This is a genomic window from Vreelandella arctica, from assembly GCF_037070215.1.
GTDB classification, from domain to species: Bacteria; Pseudomonadota; Gammaproteobacteria; order Pseudomonadales; family Halomonadaceae; genus Vreelandella; species Vreelandella arctica.
The window spans coordinates 1-18713 of sequence record NZ_JBANSN010000026.1 but is presented as its reverse complement, the minus strand read 5'-3'; the positions used below and the strand labels follow the sequence as shown (position 1 = coordinate 18713).

The following is an 18713-nucleotide window of genomic DNA, read 5'->3' as shown; positions in this document are numbered from 1 at the left end:
ATGCCGTTTAAGTACCTAAGCGCTATGGTTATTTCAGTCGTTCAAACACCGTTGCAACGCCCTGCCCCATGCCGATACACATGGTCGCCAAGCCCAGGGTGGTATCGCGCTGCTGCATTACGTTCAACAGCGTGGTGCAGATACGCGAGCCCGAGCAGCCCAGCGGGTGTCCAAGGGCAATGGCACCACCGTTGAGGTTAACCTTATCGTCCAGAGCATCCAGGAATCCTAAATCTTTCAACACTGGGATACCCTGAGCGGCGAAAGCTTCGTTGAGCTCAACGGTTTGAATATCCGCGGCTGACAGGCCAGCGGCTTTAAGCGCTTTCTTGGACGCAGGTACCGGACCATAGCCCATGATGGACGCATCGCAACCTGCCACGCCGGTCGAAAGCACTCTCGCGATGGGCTCTAAGCCCAGTGCTTGAGCGCGCTCGTAGCTCATCACTGCCATTGCCGAGGCGCCGACAGAAAGCGCCGAGGACGTACCCGCAGTCACGGTACCGTTGCGCGGATCAAATACCGGCTTGAGGCTCGCCATAGACTCCAGGGTAGAGTCGGGGCGAATAACCTCATCGCGCTGAACCATCACCCTGAAGCCGCGCTGATCGTGGCCTTCAACACCGATAATTTCATTATCGAAGTAGCCCTTCTCCATCGCCGCTTGAGCGCGCTGGTGGGAACGCACGCCAAACTTGTCCTGCTCTTCTCGGGAAACGCCGTGCATTTTGCCCAGCAGTTCAGCGGTGAGCCCCATCATCATCGCCGCTTTGGCCGCGTATTTGCTGGCTGCAGGGTTGACGTCAACGCCGTGGGCCATGGGTACGTGCTCCATATGCTCCACGCCACCGATGATAAAGAAATCACCCATGCCCGCTTTGATGTTGGCCGCCGCGATATGCAACGCCGTCATCGAAGAACCGCACAACCGGTTGACCGTTTGCGCAGGTACCGAACGGGGAATACCGGTCATAATCGCCGCGTTGCGAGCAATATTCATTGATTGCTCAAGCGTCTGATTCACACAGCCCCAGATCACATCATCAACTTCCGACGGGTCTAGGTTTGGGTTACGAGTAAATAGTGCCTGCATGGCCGCAGCGGAGAGGTTCTCAGCGCGAACGTTACGAAAAGCACCATTCTTGGCTTTCGCCATGGCGGTACGGACACCGTCAACCACCACAATATCTCTCGGACTCAAACTCATCTCTTATCTCCTATGCGTGGTGGTTAGGCTTGGTTGTCAGACTTATCGTTGGAATAAAATAACTCGCCATTTTGAGCCATCTGACGCAGCTTATCGGTGGGCGCGTATAGCGGCCCCAGCTCTTCGGCTAGCCCTTCCGCAAGTTTCACAAACTCAGCCACGCCCATCGCATCGATGTAGCGCAGAGCGCCACCGCGGAATGGTGGGAAGCCGATGCCATAGATCAACGCCATATCGGCTTCAGCCGGCGTCGCGACAATGCCATCTTCCAAACAGCGTACGGTTTCCAAGCAGAGCGGCACCATCATGCGCGCGATGATGTCTTCGTCGGAAAACTCTTTATGCTCCTTCACCACCTCTTTGACCAATGCGTAAGCCGCTTCGTCGATCACTTTCTTCGGCTTACCCTTCTTGTCCTCTTCGTAGGCATAAAAACCCTTGTCGTTCTTCTGACCCAAACGGTCATTGTCGTACATGACCTGAATGGCGGTTTTGCCATCTCGGGCCATACGATCAGGGAAGCCTTCGGCCATGACGTCATTGGCATGAACGGCAGTGTCTAAACCGACCACATCCAGCAAGTAGGCCGGGCCCATGGGCCAGCCAAACTTCTCCATCACTTTATCAACGCGCTGGAAGTCAGCGCCCTGCTCCACCAGGAAGCTAAAGCCACCAAAGTAGGGGAACAGCACACGGTTGACCAAGAAGCCGGGGCAGTCGTTAACTACAATCGGCGTTTTGCCCATGGCGCGAGCGTAGGCCACGGTGGCAGCAACGGCGGCGTCCGAGGTTTTCTCACCACGGATAACTTCCACCAGCGGCATGCGGTGCACAGGGTTAAAGAAGTGCATACCGCAAAAGTTTTCCGGCCGCTTTAGGTTTTGCGCCAAACGGTTGATCGAGATGGTTGAGGTATTGGAGGTGAGAATAGTGTTCTCGCCCACCACGCCTTCCACTTCGGTAAGTACGGCGTCTTTGACCTTGGGATTCTCAACAACGGCTTCGACAACAAGGTCAACGTTATCAAAATCACCGTAAGAGAGCGTCGGGCGGATGTTGGTGAGCTTTTCAGCCATTTGCTCGGTAGTCAGCTTCTTACGCTCTACCTGTTTGGCAAACAGTTTACGGGCTTCTTTCAGACCTAACTCTATCGCGTCGTCCTTAATGTCTTTCATCAGGATCGGCGTGCCTTTAGAGGCACTCTGATACGCGATACCGCCACCCATAATGCCAGCACCCAGCACCGCCGTTTGCTTCACCGGCTGAGCTTGCTTCTCGTAGTTGCTGGCCTTCTTTTTGACCACTTGATCATTGAGGAACAGGCCGACCAGGTTGAACGCTACGCTGCTTAGCGCTAGCTTGGCGAACGCTTTGGCTTCAATTGCCTGGGCACGGCCGCGCTCTTCACCAGCGCCTTTCTGTATCACTTTGATCGCTTCAACCGGCGCGGGATAGTGCGGCCCAGCCTTACCAGCGACATAGCCTTTGGCGGTTTCAAACGCCATCATCTGCTCAATCGGGTTGAGCTTCAGCGGGCTGGTCTTTTCAGCACGACGCGCCTGATAATCCAGCTCACCGGCATTGGCGCGATCAAGGATATCCAGCGCGGCATCTTCCAACTGCTCGGCGCTGACCACGGCATCCACAGCGCTCATCTTCAGAGCAGCATCAGCGCGGTTTTCCGTGCCACCAGCAATCCATTCGATAGCGTTATCAGCGCCGATAATACGTGGGAGGCGCACACAGCCGCCCCAACCGGGCAGAATGCCGAGCTTAGTTTCCGGCAGCCCAATCTTGGCTTTCTCGCTCATCACGCGAAAATCGGTGGTTAGCAATACTTCACAGCCGCCCCCTAGGGCCAACCCGTTAATCGCGGTAACGGTGGGGAAAGGCAGGTCTTCGATGGCATTGAAAATATCGTGTACCTTGAGATTCATCTCAACTAGGTACTCTTCACCTTTATCAAAGAGGTTGTGAAACTCAGTAATATCTGCACCGACGATAAACACTTCTTTACCACTAGCAATCAATAAGCCTTTTAAACTATTTTCAGCTTGGATTGCTTTGACGGCTTCACCCAGCTCTGCCACCACTGCGCTGGATAGTTTGTTGACGGACTCACCTTTCAGATCAAAAGTGAGCATAGCGATGTCATTGCCACTCGGGGTGTCACGACGTGCCACCGTGATGGCGTTGCCTTGGTAGATCATCCGCGCTCTCTCCACAATTCGGGTTGGTTCCATAAAAGGAACCCGCCACACTTTTATTCGACCAATAGAAATATACGGTCAACACAACCCAATCGATTTCATACGGCCGTTTGATTGCTTTAGCTTGGTTGAGTTGCCTGTGTTCGTCAAGCCCTGACTTTTGGCTAATTTATCCATCTACTGAGACCAGCACTCCCCTGCGGGCGTTCATGCTGCTAGGATCACGCTTCCAATTATTTTGCAGGTTAACTGTCTATGGGCGCACTGCTCACGCCATCCCGCATTGCCACCGTTCAGCGGCATATAGAAAGCATTGTCGAGCGACTAAAGCCATGGAGCTGGCTATGGCCGCCCATGGCATTTACTGCCGGGTTAGGCAGTTTCTTTCTGGTCGATCGTCAGCAGTGGTTGGGAGCTGCGCTGGCATTAGGGCTATTGTTCGCCTGGACGCTACTGCTTTCCGAAGGGTTAATCAGTCGCTGGTTAAAACGTCGTGGCCACCCTACTCCGCCAAGAGGCGTAACGACATTTATTGCCCAGATGATTCATCAGGAAACGCTTTTTTTCACATTGCCGTTTATTTTAGTCACCACGGTATGGAATAGCGGCCAAACGCTGTTTGCGCTTCTGGTGGGCATCATGGCGCTTCTGTCTATCATCGATCCCATCTATTTTAAAATTGCCGAGCGGTGGCGCAGTCTTTACTTTTTATTCCACGCGATGTGCGTGTTCCTAGTATTGCTGGTGACGCTGCCCATTATGGTGCATCTTGCCACCGGTCAGAGTCTGCTGCTGGCTCTAGGAATCACGGTTCTGGTGGCCTTACCCAGCTTTTGGCACCTATTAAAGCAAAGCTCTCTCAAACGCTGGTTTGCTTTTTTTGGATTAACGCTGTTCTTAGCCTACGGCGCTTGGCTTGGGCGTATTTGGGTGCCACCTGCCAGCCTATGGATGACCAGCAGTGCTCTTTCTCCTGGGTTCGACGTTGAGCAGCGCCTTCCTCAGGGTTCTATGACGCTAACGCCCCAAGCCATCAGCGAAAATGGCCTTTATGTATACACCGCTATACGGGCACCGCGTGGACTGAGTGAAACCATTACCCATGCTTGGCATCATAATGGTGAGCCGATGGACGTAGTGGAACTTAACATCAACGGCGGACGCGAGCAGGGATACCGCGCATGGAGTCACAAACAAAACTTCCCAGAAGATCCAACCGGGCAGTGGCGCATCGACATTATGACAAGCACTGGGCAGCGCTTAGGATTAATACGCTTTGAGGTGGCAGAGGATAGCCAGCAGGCTTCACTAGCCGATGGAGAAATACATGCCAGTGGCTTAAGCGGATTGAACTTACGGCGCTTTGTACCGGGCCGCACTAATGATGCAGAGGCGCAACCGGATGACTGAATTGTTAATCGCCTTGCATTCAGTGGCGCAGCTTATGACAATTCGCTTACTCACATTTATTGGTAGCTAGTTACTTATGGCTTCAACGATTGGTTTTCGTATCGCACGCTTGCCGCATCTATGGCGTTCAATTCTAGATCGACGACTTGCCCCCTTAGGCTTAACGCAAACGCGTTGGGTCACGCTCTATCACTTGTGGCGTATGGGCGAGGGGCACCCACAGTGCGATCTTGCCCGCGCCATTGGTGTTGAGGCACCGTCCTTGGTGCGCACTCTCGGCCAGCTTGAAGAGCAAGGTTTGGTGGAACGCCGTGCCTGTGACAATGACCGCCGTAGCAAACGTATCTATCTGACGCCAGCCGCTATGCCATTGTTGGAAAAAATCGACAGTGTTGCCCAGCAGGCGCGTAAGGAGATGTTTGCAGGCTTGAGCGAGGAGAACCTTGAACAGCTCAATGAATGGCTGGCGGTGATTGAAGCCAACGGGTTAGCCATTCAGGCCCGGGATCAAGACGGCCCAGCCTCATGATCATTCTTTGAGGTTGGCGCAGTCTGCTCTGTCCCTTTGAGCGGTTGACCGTTGGGCCGATCGACATGGCCCTGAAGAGTATCAATCAGTTGCTTAAACTCAGGCAAATATGTCGTGAATCGTTCAGCGGTTTGCGACTCCCACCACCATAGGGTCAGCGCGTAGGGAGTCGACTGTATCACCAGCGCGTCTTGTGGCAAACGCTCAAGCAGTGCTTTTAACGGTATCTCGGCATTATCGGGAAGCGGCCGCAAAGGGGCTATGCGCCACCGCCAGCCCGCATGATACGGTGCTAAAGCTTCACTCGCATTGCTGTCTCTGACCAAAAGGAAATCCGGCCCAGGTGCTGACTGAGGATAGTGCCACCGGTAGGCAGGCATCGTCCCTTTAAAGTGGTGAAGCGGTGGTTTTTCCAGTTTGATAGTTACGCCTTGCTTGGCAATTTGCGTGCGCAACGTCTGCTGGCGCCTCTGGCGTGGACTGGGCTTTAGCCACATCACCGGTGCGATGACAAACATCAAAATTGCTATAATAATTAGCCATTCCATCTCTACATTTCCTTTAACGTGAGCCACACTGTATAAGCTATTCTAACCATCATGACTCAGGTCGTTGTTTTGATACACGTCATGGTTAAAACACGGATCATTGTTAAAATAAGGCACGCCATCTAAAGTAACGGTCATTGAACAAAGAGCCTCCATTATTCTTTGTGAACTAGTGTTACCCACGCTAAGGAGATATGCCATGAGCTATCACCACATTTTAGTTGCCGTTGACTTAACCAAAGACTCCCACAAGATCCTGGAACGTGCCGTGGCAATCGCAGCCCGCAACGATCAAGCCAAAATCTCCATTATGCATACCCTGGAACCGCTTGGGTTTGCCTATGGTGGTGATATACCGATGGATTTGACCAGCATCCAAGACCAGTTGGATGAACATGCCAAAAAACGCTTAGCCGAAATTGCCGCGCCGCATATTGCTGAGGCTGACCAGCATGTTGTCGTGGGTATGCCCGATACCGAAATCCACCGGTTTGCCGAAGAGCATGATGTGGACTTGATCGTAGTGGGCTCCCACGGTCGCCATGGTTTTGCGTTACTGCTAGGTTCAACCTCTACCGGCGTGCTGCACGGCGCTCAGTGCGATGTTCTTGCGGTACGCGTGGGCAAAAAAGGCGAAAAAAGCGACGAGTAGACCCTTTCTTTATATCGCTACGAAAAAGGCGCCCATTCGGCGCCTTTTATCGTTGCTACATCTATTCCCCAGCGGCCATCGCTTCCAGCTCCATCCAACGCTCCATGGCTACTTCTAGCGTTTTCTGCACTTTCTCAAGGGACTGAAGTTTAGCCGTAACGGCTTCTGCTTCTTGCTGATAAAACGCTGGGTCACCAATCTCGCTCTCTAGCGCCTCTACTTCACTCTCAAGGCGTTCTATTTCAGCGGGCAGCGCATCTAACTCACGCTGCAAGTTGTAGGAGAGCTTAACGCTTTTCTTAGCCGGGGCAGCAGGAGCTTCGGCCACCTTTTTAGGCGTTTCTGAGGTGGGTTCAGTACGCTGACGCGCCGCCCCTTCCCAAGGCGCTGGAGGTAACTTGCCGCCCTGGCGAATCCAATCGGTATAGCCGCCCACGTATTCACGCACCACGCCATCGCCTTCAAAGGCGAGCATGCTGGTTACCACGTTATCCATAAAGGTACGGTCGTGGGAAACCAGCAGTAGCGTGCCATCGAAATCGAGAAGCAGCTCTTCAAGCAACTCCAAAGTTTCCATGTCGAGGTCGTTGGTCGGCTCATCGAGTACCAGCACGTTAGCTGGCTGAGTAAACAACTTGGCAAGCAGCAGGCGGTTGGACTCACCACCAGAGAGCGCTTTCACCGGTTGGCGTACCCGCTCAGGTGTGAACAGAAAGTCCTGCAGGTAACTCATCACATGGCGATCTTTACCGCCCACGCTGACGCGATCACTGCCCTGAGCAACGTTGTCATACACGGTTTTATCAAGCTCCAGCCCGGCACGCAGCTGATCGAAATAGGCCACTTTTAGATTGGTGCCCATCTGCACCTTGCCTTCAGTGGGTTCCAGCTCGCCCAGCAGGATTTTCAATAGGGTTGTCTTGCCCGCGCCGTTGCGCCCCAGGAAACCGATACGGTCGCCGCGCAGTACTTCAAGGTTAATATCACGCAGTATTACGTCATCGCCAAAGCGCTGGGTGACGCCTTGCAGCTCCACAACGCGCTTACCGGTGCGCTCGCCGCGATCCACCGTTAAGTTGGCATTACCCTGGCGTTCACGGCGCTGGCTGCGTTCGTTACGCATCGCTTCCAGCGCACGAACCCGGCCTTCGTTGCGGGTACGCCGTGCTTTAACGCCCTGACGAATCCAGGCTTCCTCTTGAGCGAGTTTTTTATCGAATTCAGCGTTCTCCCGTGCTTCCACTTCAAGCTCATGCTGCTTACGGGCCTGATACTCTTCGTACTTGCCGGGGTAGCGCCCTAGCTGGCCACGGTCCAGCTCCAGAATATTGGTCGCTAGCTTGGAAAGAAACGCCCTATCGTGCGTAATCAGCAGTACTGCGCCATTAAAGGCCAGCAGTTGCTCTTCCAACCAGGCAATGGTGTCTAAGTCCAAATGGTTGGTAGGCTCATCAAGCAGCAGCAGGTCGGGCTCAGCAACCAGAGCGCGCGCCAGCGCTACTCGGCGGCGCCAGCCACCGGAGAGCGAGCTCATTTCAGCCTCAGGGGGCAAGCCTAAGCGCGTGAGCACCGTATCGATACGCTGGTGATACGACCAGCCATCAATGGCTTCCAGGCGCGTTTGCAGGGTCGCCATGCGATCCATATCAGGGTCGGGATCATTGATCAGATGGTCGTACTCGGAGAGCAGCTCTCCGGCTTCTGGAAGCCCTTGGGCGACCATATCGAAAATGGTCAAGCCAGATGACTCGGGTAACTCCTGAGCCAACACGCCAATCTTGAGACCAGGTGCGCGCCAGATGGAGCCATCGTCGGGCAGGATATCCCCCGCTACCAGCTTCAGCAGAGTGGACTTGCCGGTGCCATTGCGCCCGACCAGCGCCAGCCGCTCGCCTTTTTCAACCGTCAGGTCGGCGCGATTGAGTAGTACATGGGTGCCGTAGGCGAGTTGCAGCTGTTCGAGTCGTAACAGGGTCACGCGGTGTCCTCCTTAATCGTGAGGCGCACAGTGTAACGCATGAGCGCGCTGGTAGGGGAACGTTGATGCATTAGTCGATGCTCGCGCATACCGTTACAATGGTGCCTTTGCATATTGAATGGGAGACACCTTTGACCACTGCGTATGCCGATGATTTTTTACCCGAAGCACTACAGTTTCGGCCTAGTACCCCTTTGGTGGATATCGGCGCTAACTTAACCCACGAAAGCTTTGGACGTGATCTTGAGGCGGTTATACAACGTGCCCTGGCAGCGCAGGTAACGAGCATGATCGTTACCGGTACCGATCTTGCCCACGCCGAGCAAGCCGTCGAGTTGGCCAAACAGTATCCTGGCCTGTACGCCACGGCGGGTGTACACCCTCATGACGCCAGCCAGTGGGATGCAGGTCTTGAGCGCGCCATGGCGGCCCTGCATGCCTTACCGGAAGTAGTGGCTGTGGGCGAGTGTGGGCTGGATTTTAATCGCAACTTCTCGACGCCCCAGGAGCAGGAGCGTGCGTTTGAAGCGCAGCTGGCGCTCGCGGTCGAAAGCGGGTTGCCGCTGTTTTTACACGAGCGCGATGCAGGCCAGCGGATGCGCGAAATTCTGCATACGTGGCGAGACGACATCAGCCACGCGGTGGTTCACTGTTTCACTGCTGACCGCGATACGCTATTTGGTTATCTCGACCTAGACTTGCATATAGGGTTAACGGGCTGGATTTGCGATGAGCGGCGCGGTCATCACCTGCGATCATTGGTGAGTGATATTCCTCTTGAACGTTTAATGGTTGAAACCGACTGCCCTTATTTGTTACCCCGTAACTTGCCTACAAAACTCAAAGGGCGCCGCCATGAACCCGCTTTGTTACCTTGGATAGTGCGCGAGATTGCTCAGTGGCACGGCATCAACGAAACTGAACTAGGCAACGCCACCACCCAAACTGCCAAGCGTTTTTTCCGTCTTCCCGCAGAATCATAATAGGAGTACTAGCGTGGCCGATTATCCTGGGTTTATTGCCATTGAAACGGGCGAAGACGATGGCTTACCGCTCGCCATTGCTTGGTCGCTGCCCGATGGCCGAGTGAAGCAAACATTAATTCAGCCGGATGATAGCTGGATCAAGGAAGACACCAATGCCCTGGGCGCCTACAGCATGGAAGAGCTGGAGAGCCTGGGGGTTAGTCCTCTGGAAGTGATTCGCGAACTTGAGAACGACCACTTCTCCGCCACGCTGTATACCAGCGACAACGGCGACGACGAAGCGGCACTGGCACGGCTGTTTGATACCTATGGGCTGGATCCTTTCGTAGAGCTAGCCCCGGCATCGGTGCTCTACCCTTCAATCACTCCTGGCGAATGGCATCGCCAGCGGCGTGAAACGTTCAGCGAGCTGGGCTTAGAGCCGATGCGTCCAGAACATGAGCTTGAGGTTATGCTCTCGATGCACCAGCGCCTTACTGAAGAGGACTAGGCATTAGCTACCAATAGCCTAGGATACGTTTGCACGAAGGAAAATCCTCTGCTAACCCATAATGAGGCTTTGTTTAGAAAGGTAGCTGTAGGACACGCTTTTGAGGACTCCATCTTAACGACATAGCCATTTCTACACAGGAGGTGACAGATGAAGGATTATGTTGAAAAGGGAGATATCTATTTTTTCTATCGGCCCAAGGTCAATACACCGCGGGTCGAAAACATTGAAGACGTTCAGCGCCTTTACTTAGTGCTAACGCCAGACGATAAAGACACCGCTCGATTATTCCTGGTGGGCAAAAAGCGCATGCCTAAGATTAGCCATGGCAAGCCATCGTCTACCGCACGAGAGTGGATGATGAACGACATGATAGGCAAGCCAACAATCATTGGCGAGGCGCTAGCGCCGCTCGAGTACGCTACCAAAACCCGTGGCGAGCAGGAACAGGGCGAAGCCATTCCCGTTGGAGAGGGGCGCTACGCTATCTTTGAGCGTCACAACAGTTCGCGTTTGGCTTATCGGCTCACCAACCCCACGAAACCCGGCAAAGCGCAGGCGGAACTGGGGATTCTTGCCGAGGCAAGTTATATCATCTCGGTGCGCAACCCCTCCCTTGATGTCCCCGGTTTTCCAGACGCTAAACCGAACTACCCCAAGCGCTTAATAGAGAAATTCGCCGACAAACGCTGGCTGGATATTGACGATAGCAGGCTGCTCGACTACGAAGATGCTCAACTTCTGCTCATCGGAGCGCATGACAACCTCGCCGAAGAGCAAATTTCCATCACCGGCAAGGCAGCCCTATTCAAGACGTTAGGGCTGAAAAAGCGCGAGTGGCCCAATGAAGCGCTGGAAGGTGGCGAGCTCACCGAGCCGCACATGCAGCCAGAAGCCAAGGAACCCGAAGGCGATCGCAGCACAGGCGGTGAGCGCGGTGGCAAGACAGCCACTGATTCGGCATCGGCGGCTGGCATTACCAAGGCACTCAAGGGCATCGATTTACCGAGCAGCAAGGCGGACCTGATTAAACAGGCCAAAACCAACCATGCCACAGATGACGTTATTGACGTATTAAAGGAATTTCCCAGCCGAAAGTACGCAACGATGGCAGATATCCAAAAAGCGCTGGGGGAGATACGCTGATGGCACAGTTTACTTGCGAAATATGCGGGGCTGAGTTCGAGCAAAAATCACTTTACGAGCGGCATATGCTCACTTCTCACCCAAAACAGGCGGTCTCTGCGGCTGATATTGAAAAAGCGCTGAAAGGGATTGAATTCCCGAAAACACGCAGCGAACTCGTCGATGCACTGAGTGACGATGAGCAAGAGGTGTATGACATCGTGCGGCAATTACCCGACCAGGAGTATCGCGATGCTGCCGAGGTCGCGCGTGCCTTCGGAGAACTGCGTACTCATGATGACGTGCCCCACAACCAGCCAAGCAAGACTGGCGGCCAGCGTGCCATGCAAGCCCCATCCGCAGCTCGCTTTGCTAGCCTGTTCGATGGAATAAGCTTTCCAGCCACGCGTGAGCAGCTAATCAATCATGCCTATCGAAATGCGAGTAAGCAGGAAATACAACTGCTGAAGCAGTTTAGCGACCATCACTACCACAGCATGACTGACATTACCCACGAGTTGAAGCAGGTAAACTAAAGCGCCACTAAGTGGCGCATTGCTACCCTTTACCTTTTCAGGAAAACTATCTAGCAAAAGCCGTCTAAAAAACTGTCTGCGGTCACCAGCACCTAAATTAAGCTTGTATTTACTTCATTTTCCGCCCCGTGAGCTTGTCTCTAAGCCTGTCAACCATGCCTACACCCGCCCCCACACTCTTATGGAAGAGTTCTGAATGAGGAGCGTTGGGATGTGGACGAGTCGGCGCCAGTGTTTTGGCCTGTTCTAATTTTTCACCTAGTTCAATGAGTTGGTCACCGGACATACGGGTGCGCATCTTAGGAAATTGCTGTGACTCCTCGTCGTCTGCATGGTGACTTAACAATCCTTCTAACTTTTCGAGCTGCGTCATGAAAACCGGATCGACAGCATTACAATCTTCCAGCTGTTTCATTACTTGAACAATTTCATCGTGCTCTTGTTTGTCATGCTCAACCTCTTCGGTTCCATTCGGTATGTATTTTTCTATTGCCGGATAAACGTACATTTCCTCGGCAATGGCATGGCGCATTACCTCAGCGATCAAGGTATCCGCCGTATCTCTACGCCACTGTGGGTCATTTGAGCCTTTAATTTGGCCTGCCAGCGCCATCATTTCCTGATGATCTGTGGTTAGGATATCAACCACATCCTTGGCTGATCCGTTTGTATTGTGCTGAGTCATGAGATTCCCTCCTTATGATTCGTAACCCCTACATAGTAGACAACTTCAACATAGTCGTGTGCATAGCAACCTATCAAGTCCTTGAACAATGGCTGTTTCAAGCTTCAGCCCTTGTTGATAGTAAGCGTTCAATGCATGGCAAAAGGCTTTGGCACGTAGGGGTAAGCCTTCATCTTGGTAGCGCGCTGCCCGAACCATAACGCGCTGTTGGAAAGCTTCCCGATCCACGTCTGTATCGCCGCCCAGATTGTCCACGCTGACATGGAAATGACGGCCACACGCCTGGGCAAATAGGTACTCTAACGCTTGGGGAGCAACCTCTGCGCTCTCAAAAGCAGCTTGTTGCCCAGCATTACGCCCATCCGGCGAATACCAATAGCCGTAATCTTCTAATTGACGACGCTTTTCTCCCGCAATACACCAGTGGCTAATTTCGTGTAACGCACTGGCATAATAGCCCCGCGCAAAAATAACTTGATGGTACGGTGTTTCGCTATCAGCAGGCCGATAGAGGGGTTCATCGTCCCCCCGAATTAGGCGTGTTTGATAATGCTCTGCAAAAATGCCATCAAAGAGCGCGGTAATATCAGCCAGCGTCCATCGATCCTGCACGTGATTCAAATTGACCTCGTTTATCATTGCCGTTTGAGAAAGTATAACTGCCTCACAGAGGCAAACTAAATACAGGGCAGCAAGGCATAGGCTTCCCTGCTAACCTACCGCTTTTTTATAGCTTAATTCGTCGATCAGGAGCCTTCTCATTGGGCGATTTCACTCAACAAGTTAAATCGGTGTATTGGCCAGAAACTCGCGCTCTGGTCTACTTGGCATTACCCATTTGCGGAGCTCAGCTGGCTCAAGCAGGGATGAGTGTTGTTGATGTCATGATGACAGGCCGACATGATGCAACGTCACTCGCTGCCGTCTCGGTAGGATCCAGTCTCTGGATGCCATTGATGCTGTTTATGACGGGCACCCTGATGGGGCTCACACCAATTGTGGCACATTTGCTGGGTGGACAGCGCCAAACCGCTATTCGCCCAGCAGTGCACCAGGCGCTCTGGGTTGCCCTGCTGCTAGGTGTTGTCGCGGCCTTACTGCTCTGGTCGACCGTCATGCCGATATTTGAATTAATGAATGTGCCCCCTGCCGTTGCCAGCCAGTCTGCCGCCTATCTGTCAGCTGTCGCCTTTGGTATGCCGGGGATCGCCCTTTTTCAGGCGCTTAGAGCGTTTTCCGATGGCATGAATCACACCCGCCCGGCGCTATGGATAAGCTTGGTCGGCTTAAGCGTGAATATTCCTGCCAACTACCTCTTGATCTACGGCGGCGATGGCTTGGTTGATTTATTTGGCGGCTGGATTCCCACTAGCTTGCAACAGCTGCCTGCCTTAGGCGCTTTTGGCTGCGGCATTGCGACGGCGCTCTCCATGTGGACGATGGCACTCGCGATGGCCTACTACACGCGCAGGGGAAGCACTTATAAAAGCGTTGCGATTTGGCAAAAAATGACACCGCCCCAATGGCTAGGCATACGTGAATTAGTGGTGGTGGGCGTTCCCATTGGTGTGGCTATTTTTGTCGAAGTGACCCTGTTCACGCTCATTGCACTCTTTATTGCCAGCTTTGGTGAAGTCACGGTGGGGGCTCACCAAATAGCACTCAGCTTCACCTCCATTCTGTTTATGCTGCCCATGTCGCTGAGTATGGCGCTGACCGTACGGGTGGGTAACACGCTTGGCCAGCAGCGTTTGACCTTAGCCCGGCAGGTCGCCTGGAACGGCATTGTTATCAGTGTGATCGTCGCAATTATCAACAGCCTCTTGCTGTGGTTTAGCGCAATTCCTGTCATTGCGCTTTATACCTCGAACAGTGAGATACAGTCGCTGGCACTTTCCATCATTGCCTTGGCCGTTATCTTCCAACTCTCTGACTCGCTACAAGTCAATCTGGCAGGCGCTTTACGCGGCTATAAAGATACCCGCATCGTGATGGTGATAACGGTACTCTCCTACTGGATTGTAGGCTTGGGCGGCGGCCACTGGCTGGGTTCCCGTGGCGTGGGCAGCATGGTTGCTCCACTTGGGGTTCATGGCTATTGGATGGGTTTGATTGCGGGCTTGAGCACTGCGGCCCTGCTACTTGCCTGGCGTTTGCGGCGTATCAGCGTTAAGGGGTAAACATGGCTTGGTGGGGCAATCTTTTTATAACACTAACCCTAAGTACCTTACTGGCTGGCTGTGGCGATCACCCTGCTGAGCAGCAGTGGCACTCCTACCATCAGCAGCTTGCGAATGACCTCGACCAGACAGGCATTGAGCGAGCTGACCCCATGAATATTGGCGATTTCCCTGAGCGCTCTGCTCGGCTTATTGACATCCCCGAAACAAGGGATAGCATGCTGAATATTTATGCATTACGCGAATGTCGAATTACTTCTCTTATAGCGGCACGTAACAATCAACTCGGCCGAGTAGCACTTCCTAGCCAGCAGTGGTTATATGAGCGAACACTATGGCAACGGCTTAGCACCTGCTGGAACAGCGATGTTCCCGAACAGTTAAGCGATGAAGACCGAACGCGCCTTCAACAGCTGACGATCACTAAAACGGCTCAGTTACCCGCCGTCAGTTGGAACGCTATTTTTGATTCCAGCGAATGGGTGAAAAGCTTTGCGCGCGCAAGCCAGCCTTTAGCTAACGTCGATGAAAACACTATTGCAAGGCAGCTTGAAGCCATTAATTATCTTCAACAAATGACGGATCACCAGTTTGACCTCGATTGGCAGCAAGACTCCTCTGCCCTCGAAAATCATTTAAAAACCCTACAAGAGCAGCCATTGACCGCCGAAGTGTTGCGCGCCCTGCTACTCGCCACTCAACGCTTAACCGAAGCGAACGCATTATTAGCTCAGCAGAAAGATGCCACAAGTTGCTTGAGCCGCTGGGAGCCACAGTCGCTTGAACGCTTGGCAAACACTGCCCAGCAGTGGCTAACAGCGATCAACCGCTTAATTGACGTGCAGCCGGTAGACAAGCCAATAGCGATTCAGCGCTATCAGGCACGCTGGCTTTCGCTGGAAAACGCCCAAGCGCCCTGGGGCCAGTTTCAGCAAGCGCTCACCGAGCATCAAGCGCTACGAGCTCGCTTTCCAACTTGTTAAGATAATTAAAAAGCGCAGAACCCTTAACCTTATGAGCAACTTGTGCTATTGGTTGATAGGTAAGTTGGATAAGCAAGGATAACAATGAAGCAAGCCAAACTTGCTTCGCCAATGTCATGACCACGCAGCATAAGGAGGGACATAATGGGCGCATCCCTGTCACCCCGCTCTGCCCAGGTCATCGACCTGGAAACTGTGCGTCAGCGTCAGCAGGCGCAAAAGTGCCTAGTTCGTTTAGCTCCGGAGCTAGATGGACTAGAGATGGTGTACCAACTCGCTGCGAGTCCCGACACTTACTACGGCATGCCTATTTTGGCCTGGGGGCTAAGAGAAGATGGTAGCGTCTTTGGCATGGTGCCGTGGATGGAAACGTTGGCGGCCTGCCATGATCTGAACAGCCAGGAGAATGGCTACTTCGTGGGTTACCGTGATCCTGAAACGGAAGAAATTTTCGATTCACCACCGGACCATAAGTACCATGAGCTAGTCGCCGCTGCTGAATATTTTGATTATGAGGCTTCTGGAGAAGTAACTCTCATTCAGCAAATACCCGATACTCTGGGCACCCACGCGCTGTGCATGAATCATCCCAACTCACCCTGGCATATGAAGCCTGTTTACGGCTGGCGTCTCTACAGCGACGGTAGCCTTGACGCGCTCCTTGCCGACGAGAACAAAGCGGCGATGACACCGATTTTGTTAGGGGACAAGTGCCTTTACAGCGCTCACGCTCGCCATCAAACCGTTTACTTTTTCCAGCGCCATATCGCCAATCGTATATTGGAAGAAGATCCGGCAACGCTTGAGGCGCTAGCCATGATGGTCGTGGCAAGCGATTAGCCGAGTGCCTTAGTGCTGCCTTGTGAGCGAGGCCAACATCAATGATGTTGATTTGAGCCTCGCTTGGGTTCCCGCGCTATCTCTAAGGGTTATGCTAAGCGAATAAAGTAGAGGTAGTTACTCTCAGAGGCGGTGTCCTGCTCAAGCAGTTCGTGCCCTAAAAACTGACAAAACTTGGGCACATCTCGTGTAGTGGCGGGATCGGTGGCAATCACTTTGAGCACTTGGCCTGATGTCATGTCGCGCACTTTGTTATGCATTAGCATAATCGGCTCTGGGCAGTAGAGTCCTGAGGTGTCCAATACCACGTCAAAGCTGGGTAACGTACCCGTATTATCAGCCATTAATATCCTCGATGTAGGAAACAGAAAGTATGATTAAAGTTATCATCGAACGGCGAATTATGCCTGGTCTTGAAGAAGAATTTGAGCAAGCAGCGCGGGAGGCAATGCGCGTTTCCCTAGGCGTAAGGGGCTTCATCGGTGGTGAAACACTGGTAGAACTTGGTCATACCGATCGTCGACTGATGATTACCAAATGGCGTGACCTCCGCGCTTGGAAGGAGTGGCACTCAAGCGAAGCGCGGGCAATGGCCATGCAGCGTATTTTACCGCTATTAACCGAAGATGAAACTATCCGGATTTACGAACCTGGCTATTAAGCCTGAGATTTCACTCGTATTAATCCCTAAGCCTTACATGCACCGTTACCTCTTCCCGATCATGATAGAGGTGACGGCATGATACGTTCGCATGCACGCCCGCTTTTTCCAGCGACTCTTCCAACGCCGTTAGACAACGTGTTACCTCATCCCAGCGCTTTTTCATGGGTAACTTGAGGTTGAAGATTGCCTCCTTGCACCATTTACGGATCAGCCAACGTTCCACCATGGCTAGCACTCGCACTGGTTTATCGACAATATCGCAGACCAGCCAGTCTAAGCGCTGTGGTGGCTCCCAGGTAAAACCATCCTCTTTGAGATGATCAATCTGGCCGGTCTTCATCAACTGCGATTCCATGGGGCCATTATCAATGGCATAAACGTACATGCCGCGCTGAACCAGTTGCCATGTCCAGCCACCTGGGGCGGCACCTAAATCAGCTGCTTGCATATGCGGTGCTAACCGTTCATCCCACTCATCTCTAGGAATAAACTCATGCCATGCCTCTTCCAGCTTTAGCGTTGAGCGGCTAGGCGCACGAGAGGGAAAACGCAACCGACGAATACCATTAATCAAATCGCTACGATTGCCTGGAAAGCTCATCGCTAGCTGCACTTGATCACCGTCAGTCCAGAAAATATGTAAACGTCGTGCGCCCGCGCTGCGCCTTAACGCACCCCGCTTTTTCAACATACTTTCCAGCGGCTTGGTAAGCGCCTTAATCAGCCCAGCCAGTGCTTTGCCATCATTGGTATCCGGCGTTTCGTGCCAAATTTCCTCAAAGTTCCATCGACTAGCCTTTACCTGCTCCAAAATAGCGGTAAGGCGATCATCTCGTGAAAGAGTGAGAGCGGGCAACGCCGCTAAGCTTTGGCGTGCAAAAATTAGCTTTTTAAAGGCTGCTTGACGATGTAACTCATTCACCGGCTCGCCATCGAGACGCGTTAAGCTTACCCACCCCTCGCCGTAAGATGCCTCACAGGCTACGTCGTTTAATGCTGCATGATGCTGCATTTCAGCTAACGCATCATTTTCAAACCCTGGACGGCAATAAACTAACCATGACGTAGGTACCGTTTCGCTCACCACTTCACCTCGATTCCGCCCATCACAAACGGTGAGGGCTGCCTAATTAATTGGGGCGCATCATAGCATTTATTCAGCTCTATTTATTTTCTTTCACGCACACAAAAAACCCAGCCGGGTGGCTGGGTTTCTTGTTAAATAAGTGCCTGACGATGACCTACTCTCGCATGGGGAGACCCCACACTACCATCGGCGCTAAGCGGTTTCACTTCTGAGTTCGGCAAGGGATCAGGTGGTTCACGCATGCTATGGTCGTCAGGCGTAACGGGTAATGTATATCATGCTGTTTTGTGATCGTCTCATTGCCTGCCGCCCTCGCTGTTGTTTGGGCCACACGCTGCATATCCGGCATTTCGTTGAGCTTACTCAACTTTCTTCACGTTATCATCACGACCAGACCCCTTGGGTGTTATAGGGTCAAGCCTCACGGGCCATTAGTACACGTTAGCTCAACGCCTTGCAGCGCTTCCACACCGTGCCTATCCACCAGCTGGTCTCGCTGGGCCCTTCAGGAGGCTCTAGGCCTCAGGGATGTCTCATCTTGAAGGGGGCTTCCCGCTTAGATGCTTTCAGCGGTTATCCCGTCCGACCATAGCTACCCGGCAA

At 53.0% G+C, this 18713-nt stretch carries 19 protein-coding genes and 2 rRNA genes; 11 read left to right on the top strand and 10 right to left on the bottom strand.

Annotated elements, in window-relative coordinates; translation table 11 throughout:
- Nucleotides 1–28: 28 nt before the first annotated feature.
- Nucleotides 29–1207 carry an acetyl-CoA C-acyltransferase FadA gene (gene fadA, locus V8L70_RS17710; protein ID WP_008959931.1) on the bottom strand — a complete coding sequence of 393 codons (1179 nt, stop codon included), beginning with the start codon at nt 1205–1207 and terminating at the stop codon, nt 29–31.
- 23 nt (nt 1208–1230) lie between these two features.
- Nucleotides 1231–3417 (bottom strand): fatty acid oxidation complex subunit alpha FadB, encoded by a 2187-nt coding sequence (fadB, locus tag V8L70_RS17705; RefSeq protein WP_101145279.1) that lies wholly within the window; start codon nt 3415–3417, stop codon nt 1231–1233.
- A gap of 255 nt (nt 3418–3672) precedes the next feature.
- Here fadB and V8L70_RS17700 point away from each other — a divergent pair, with 255 nt between their 5' ends.
- Nucleotides 3673–4827 (top strand): DUF5924 family protein, encoded by a 1155-nt coding sequence (locus V8L70_RS17700; RefSeq protein WP_101145280.1) that lies wholly within the window; start codon nt 3673–3675, stop codon nt 4825–4827.
- 76 nt (nt 4828–4903) lie between these two features.
- A complete protein-coding gene (gene slyA, locus V8L70_RS17695) occupies nt 4904–5356 on the top strand; it encodes a transcriptional regulator SlyA (RefSeq protein WP_035556925.1) in 453 nt (150 codons plus the stop codon).
- On the opposite strand, the gene V8L70_RS17690 is transcribed toward slyA, so the two are convergent.
- Nucleotides 5335–5904: a preprotein translocase subunit YajC gene (locus V8L70_RS17690; RefSeq protein WP_101145281.1), complete on the bottom strand. Its 570-nt coding sequence runs from the start codon at nt 5902–5904 to the stop codon at nt 5335–5337. The genes slyA and V8L70_RS17690 overlap by 22 nt on opposite strands.
- Nucleotides 5905–6103: 199 nt before the next feature.
- Here V8L70_RS17690 and V8L70_RS17685 point away from each other — a divergent pair, with 199 nt between their 5' ends.
- Nucleotides 6104–6556, top strand: coding sequence for a universal stress protein (locus V8L70_RS17685; protein ID WP_008959936.1), 453 nt, complete (start codon nt 6104–6106; stop codon nt 6554–6556).
- A 61-nt stretch (nt 6557–6617) separates the two neighbouring features.
- Here V8L70_RS17685 and V8L70_RS17680 read toward each other — a convergent pair whose 3' ends face one another.
- Nucleotides 6618–8534: an ATP-binding cassette domain-containing protein gene (locus V8L70_RS17680; protein WP_101145282.1), complete on the bottom strand. Its 1917-nt coding sequence runs from the start codon at nt 8532–8534 to the stop codon at nt 6618–6620.
- Between the two features lie 98 nt (nt 8535–8632).
- Between V8L70_RS17680 and V8L70_RS17675 the strand changes: the two genes are divergently transcribed.
- The 4 genes from V8L70_RS17675 (at nt 8633) to V8L70_RS17660 (ending at nt 11671) form a co-directional block, all read left to right on the top strand.
- Nucleotides 8633–9517, top strand: a complete 885-nt coding sequence (locus V8L70_RS17675) for a TatD family hydrolase (protein WP_431313230.1) — start codon at nt 8633–8635, stop codon at nt 9515–9517.
- 13 nt (nt 9518–9530) lie between these two features.
- Nucleotides 9531–10010 (top strand): hypothetical protein, encoded by a 480-nt coding sequence (locus tag V8L70_RS17670; protein WP_008959945.1) that lies wholly within the window; start codon nt 9531–9533, stop codon nt 10008–10010.
- 150 nt (nt 10011–10160) lie between these two features.
- Entirely contained in the window at nt 10161–11156 is a 996-nt protein-coding gene (locus V8L70_RS17665) for a DUF2795 domain-containing protein (RefSeq protein WP_198555981.1), read from the top strand.
- Nucleotides 11156–11671: a DUF2795 domain-containing protein gene (locus tag V8L70_RS17660; RefSeq protein ID WP_101145283.1), complete on the top strand. Its 516-nt coding sequence runs from the start codon at nt 11156–11158 to the stop codon at nt 11669–11671. The genes V8L70_RS17665 and V8L70_RS17660 overlap by 1 nt, the downstream gene beginning before the upstream one ends.
- Before the next feature lie 109 nt (nt 11672–11780).
- Here V8L70_RS17660 and V8L70_RS17655 read toward each other — a convergent pair whose 3' ends face one another.
- Together V8L70_RS17655 and V8L70_RS17650 are read right to left on the bottom strand one after the other, a co-directional pair.
- A complete protein-coding gene (locus tag V8L70_RS17655; RefSeq protein WP_101145284.1) occupies nt 11781–12356 on the bottom strand; it encodes a hemerythrin domain-containing protein in 576 nt (191 codons plus the stop codon).
- 45 nt (nt 12357–12401) lie between these two features.
- Complete coding sequence (locus V8L70_RS17650; protein WP_101145285.1) at nt 12402–12977, bottom strand: elongation factor P hydroxylase; 576 nt, start codon at nt 12975–12977, stop codon at nt 12402–12404.
- A 140-nt stretch (nt 12978–13117) separates the two neighbouring features.
- On the opposite strand from V8L70_RS17650, the gene V8L70_RS17645 reads away from it, so the two are divergent.
- The 3 genes from V8L70_RS17645 to V8L70_RS17635 all read left to right on the top strand — a co-directional run bounded on the left by V8L70_RS17645 (nt 13118) and on the right by V8L70_RS17635 (nt 16359).
- Entirely contained in the window at nt 13118–14536 is a 1419-nt protein-coding gene (locus V8L70_RS17645; RefSeq protein WP_101145286.1) for an MATE family efflux transporter, read from the top strand.
- A 2-nt stretch (nt 14537–14538) separates the two neighbouring features.
- Nucleotides 14539–15519 (top strand): DUF3080 family protein, encoded by a 981-nt coding sequence (locus V8L70_RS17640; RefSeq protein WP_101145287.1) that lies wholly within the window; start codon nt 14539–14541, stop codon nt 15517–15519.
- A gap of 144 nt (nt 15520–15663) precedes the next feature.
- Nucleotides 15664–16359, top strand: coding sequence for a hypothetical protein (locus tag V8L70_RS17635; RefSeq protein ID WP_101145288.1), 696 nt, complete (start codon nt 15664–15666; stop codon nt 16357–16359).
- Nucleotides 16360–16448: 89 nt separating this feature from the next.
- Here V8L70_RS17635 and tusA read toward each other — a convergent pair whose 3' ends face one another.
- Entirely contained in the window at nt 16449–16703 is a 255-nt protein-coding gene (gene tusA, locus V8L70_RS17630) for a sulfurtransferase TusA (protein ID WP_035556892.1), read from the bottom strand.
- 29 nt (nt 16704–16732) lie between these two features.
- Between tusA and V8L70_RS17625 the strand changes: the two genes are divergently transcribed.
- Nucleotides 16733–17020, top strand: coding sequence for an antibiotic biosynthesis monooxygenase family protein (locus tag V8L70_RS17625; protein WP_101145289.1), 288 nt, complete (start codon nt 16733–16735; stop codon nt 17018–17020).
- A gap of 19 nt (nt 17021–17039) precedes the next feature.
- Here V8L70_RS17625 and rlmM read toward each other — a convergent pair whose 3' ends face one another.
- The 3 genes from rlmM to V8L70_RS17610 form a co-directional block, all read right to left on the bottom strand.
- Nucleotides 17040–18110, bottom strand: a complete 1071-nt coding sequence (rlmM, locus tag V8L70_RS17620; RefSeq protein WP_198555983.1) for a 23S rRNA (cytidine(2498)-2'-O)-methyltransferase RlmM — start codon at nt 18108–18110, stop codon at nt 17040–17042.
- Nucleotides 18111–18251: 141 nt separating this feature from the next.
- A 5S ribosomal RNA gene (gene rrf, locus V8L70_RS17615) occupies nt 18252–18367 on the bottom strand.
- Between the two features lie 153 nt (nt 18368–18520).
- A 23S ribosomal RNA gene (locus V8L70_RS17610) occupies nt 18521–18713 on the bottom strand; the annotation flags it as partial.

What these genes read in the sequence shown, in the direction of transcription:
- V8L70_RS17655 (WP_101145284.1), bottom strand. Translation starts at nt 12,356, where the DNA reads ATGACTCAGCACAATACAAACGGATCAGCCAAGGATGTGGTTGATATC.
- V8L70_RS17625 (WP_101145289.1), top strand. Translation starts at nt 16,733, where the DNA reads ATGATTAAAGTTATCATCGAACGGCGAATTATGCCTGGTCTTGAAGAA.
- V8L70_RS17700 (WP_101145280.1), top strand. Translation starts at nt 3,673, where the DNA reads ATGGGCGCACTGCTCACGCCATCCCGCATTGCCACCGTTCAGCGGCAT.
- V8L70_RS17685 (WP_008959936.1), top strand. Translation starts at nt 6,104, where the DNA reads ATGAGCTATCACCACATTTTAGTTGCCGTTGACTTAACCAAAGACTCC.
- V8L70_RS17665 (WP_198555981.1), top strand. Translation starts at nt 10,161, where the DNA reads ATGAAGGATTATGTTGAAAAGGGAGATATCTATTTTTTCTATCGGCCC.
- slyA (WP_035556925.1), top strand. Translation starts at nt 4,904, where the DNA reads ATGGCTTCAACGATTGGTTTTCGTATCGCACGCTTGCCGCATCTATGG.
- V8L70_RS17690 (WP_101145281.1), bottom strand. Translation starts at nt 5,904, where the DNA reads ATGGAATGGCTAATTATTATAGCAATTTTGATGTTTGTCATCGCACCG.
- V8L70_RS17640 (WP_101145287.1), top strand. Translation starts at nt 14,539, where the DNA reads ATGGCTTGGTGGGGCAATCTTTTTATAACACTAACCCTAAGTACCTTA.
- V8L70_RS17660 (WP_101145283.1), top strand. Translation starts at nt 11,156, where the DNA reads ATGGCACAGTTTACTTGCGAAATATGCGGGGCTGAGTTCGAGCAAAAA.
- tusA (WP_035556892.1), bottom strand. Translation starts at nt 16,703, where the DNA reads ATGGCTGATAATACGGGTACGTTACCCAGCTTTGACGTGGTATTGGAC.
- fadA (WP_008959931.1), bottom strand. Translation starts at nt 1,207, where the DNA reads ATGAGTTTGAGTCCGAGAGATATTGTGGTGGTTGACGGTGTCCGTACC.
- V8L70_RS17635 (WP_101145288.1), top strand. Translation starts at nt 15,664, where the DNA reads ATGGGCGCATCCCTGTCACCCCGCTCTGCCCAGGTCATCGACCTGGAA.
- fadB (WP_101145279.1), bottom strand. Translation starts at nt 3,417, where the DNA reads ATGATCTACCAAGGCAACGCCATCACGGTGGCACGTCGTGACACCCCG.
- V8L70_RS17675 (WP_431313230.1), top strand. Translation starts at nt 8,633, where the DNA reads ATGGTGCCTTTGCATATTGAATGGGAGACACCTTTGACCACTGCGTAT.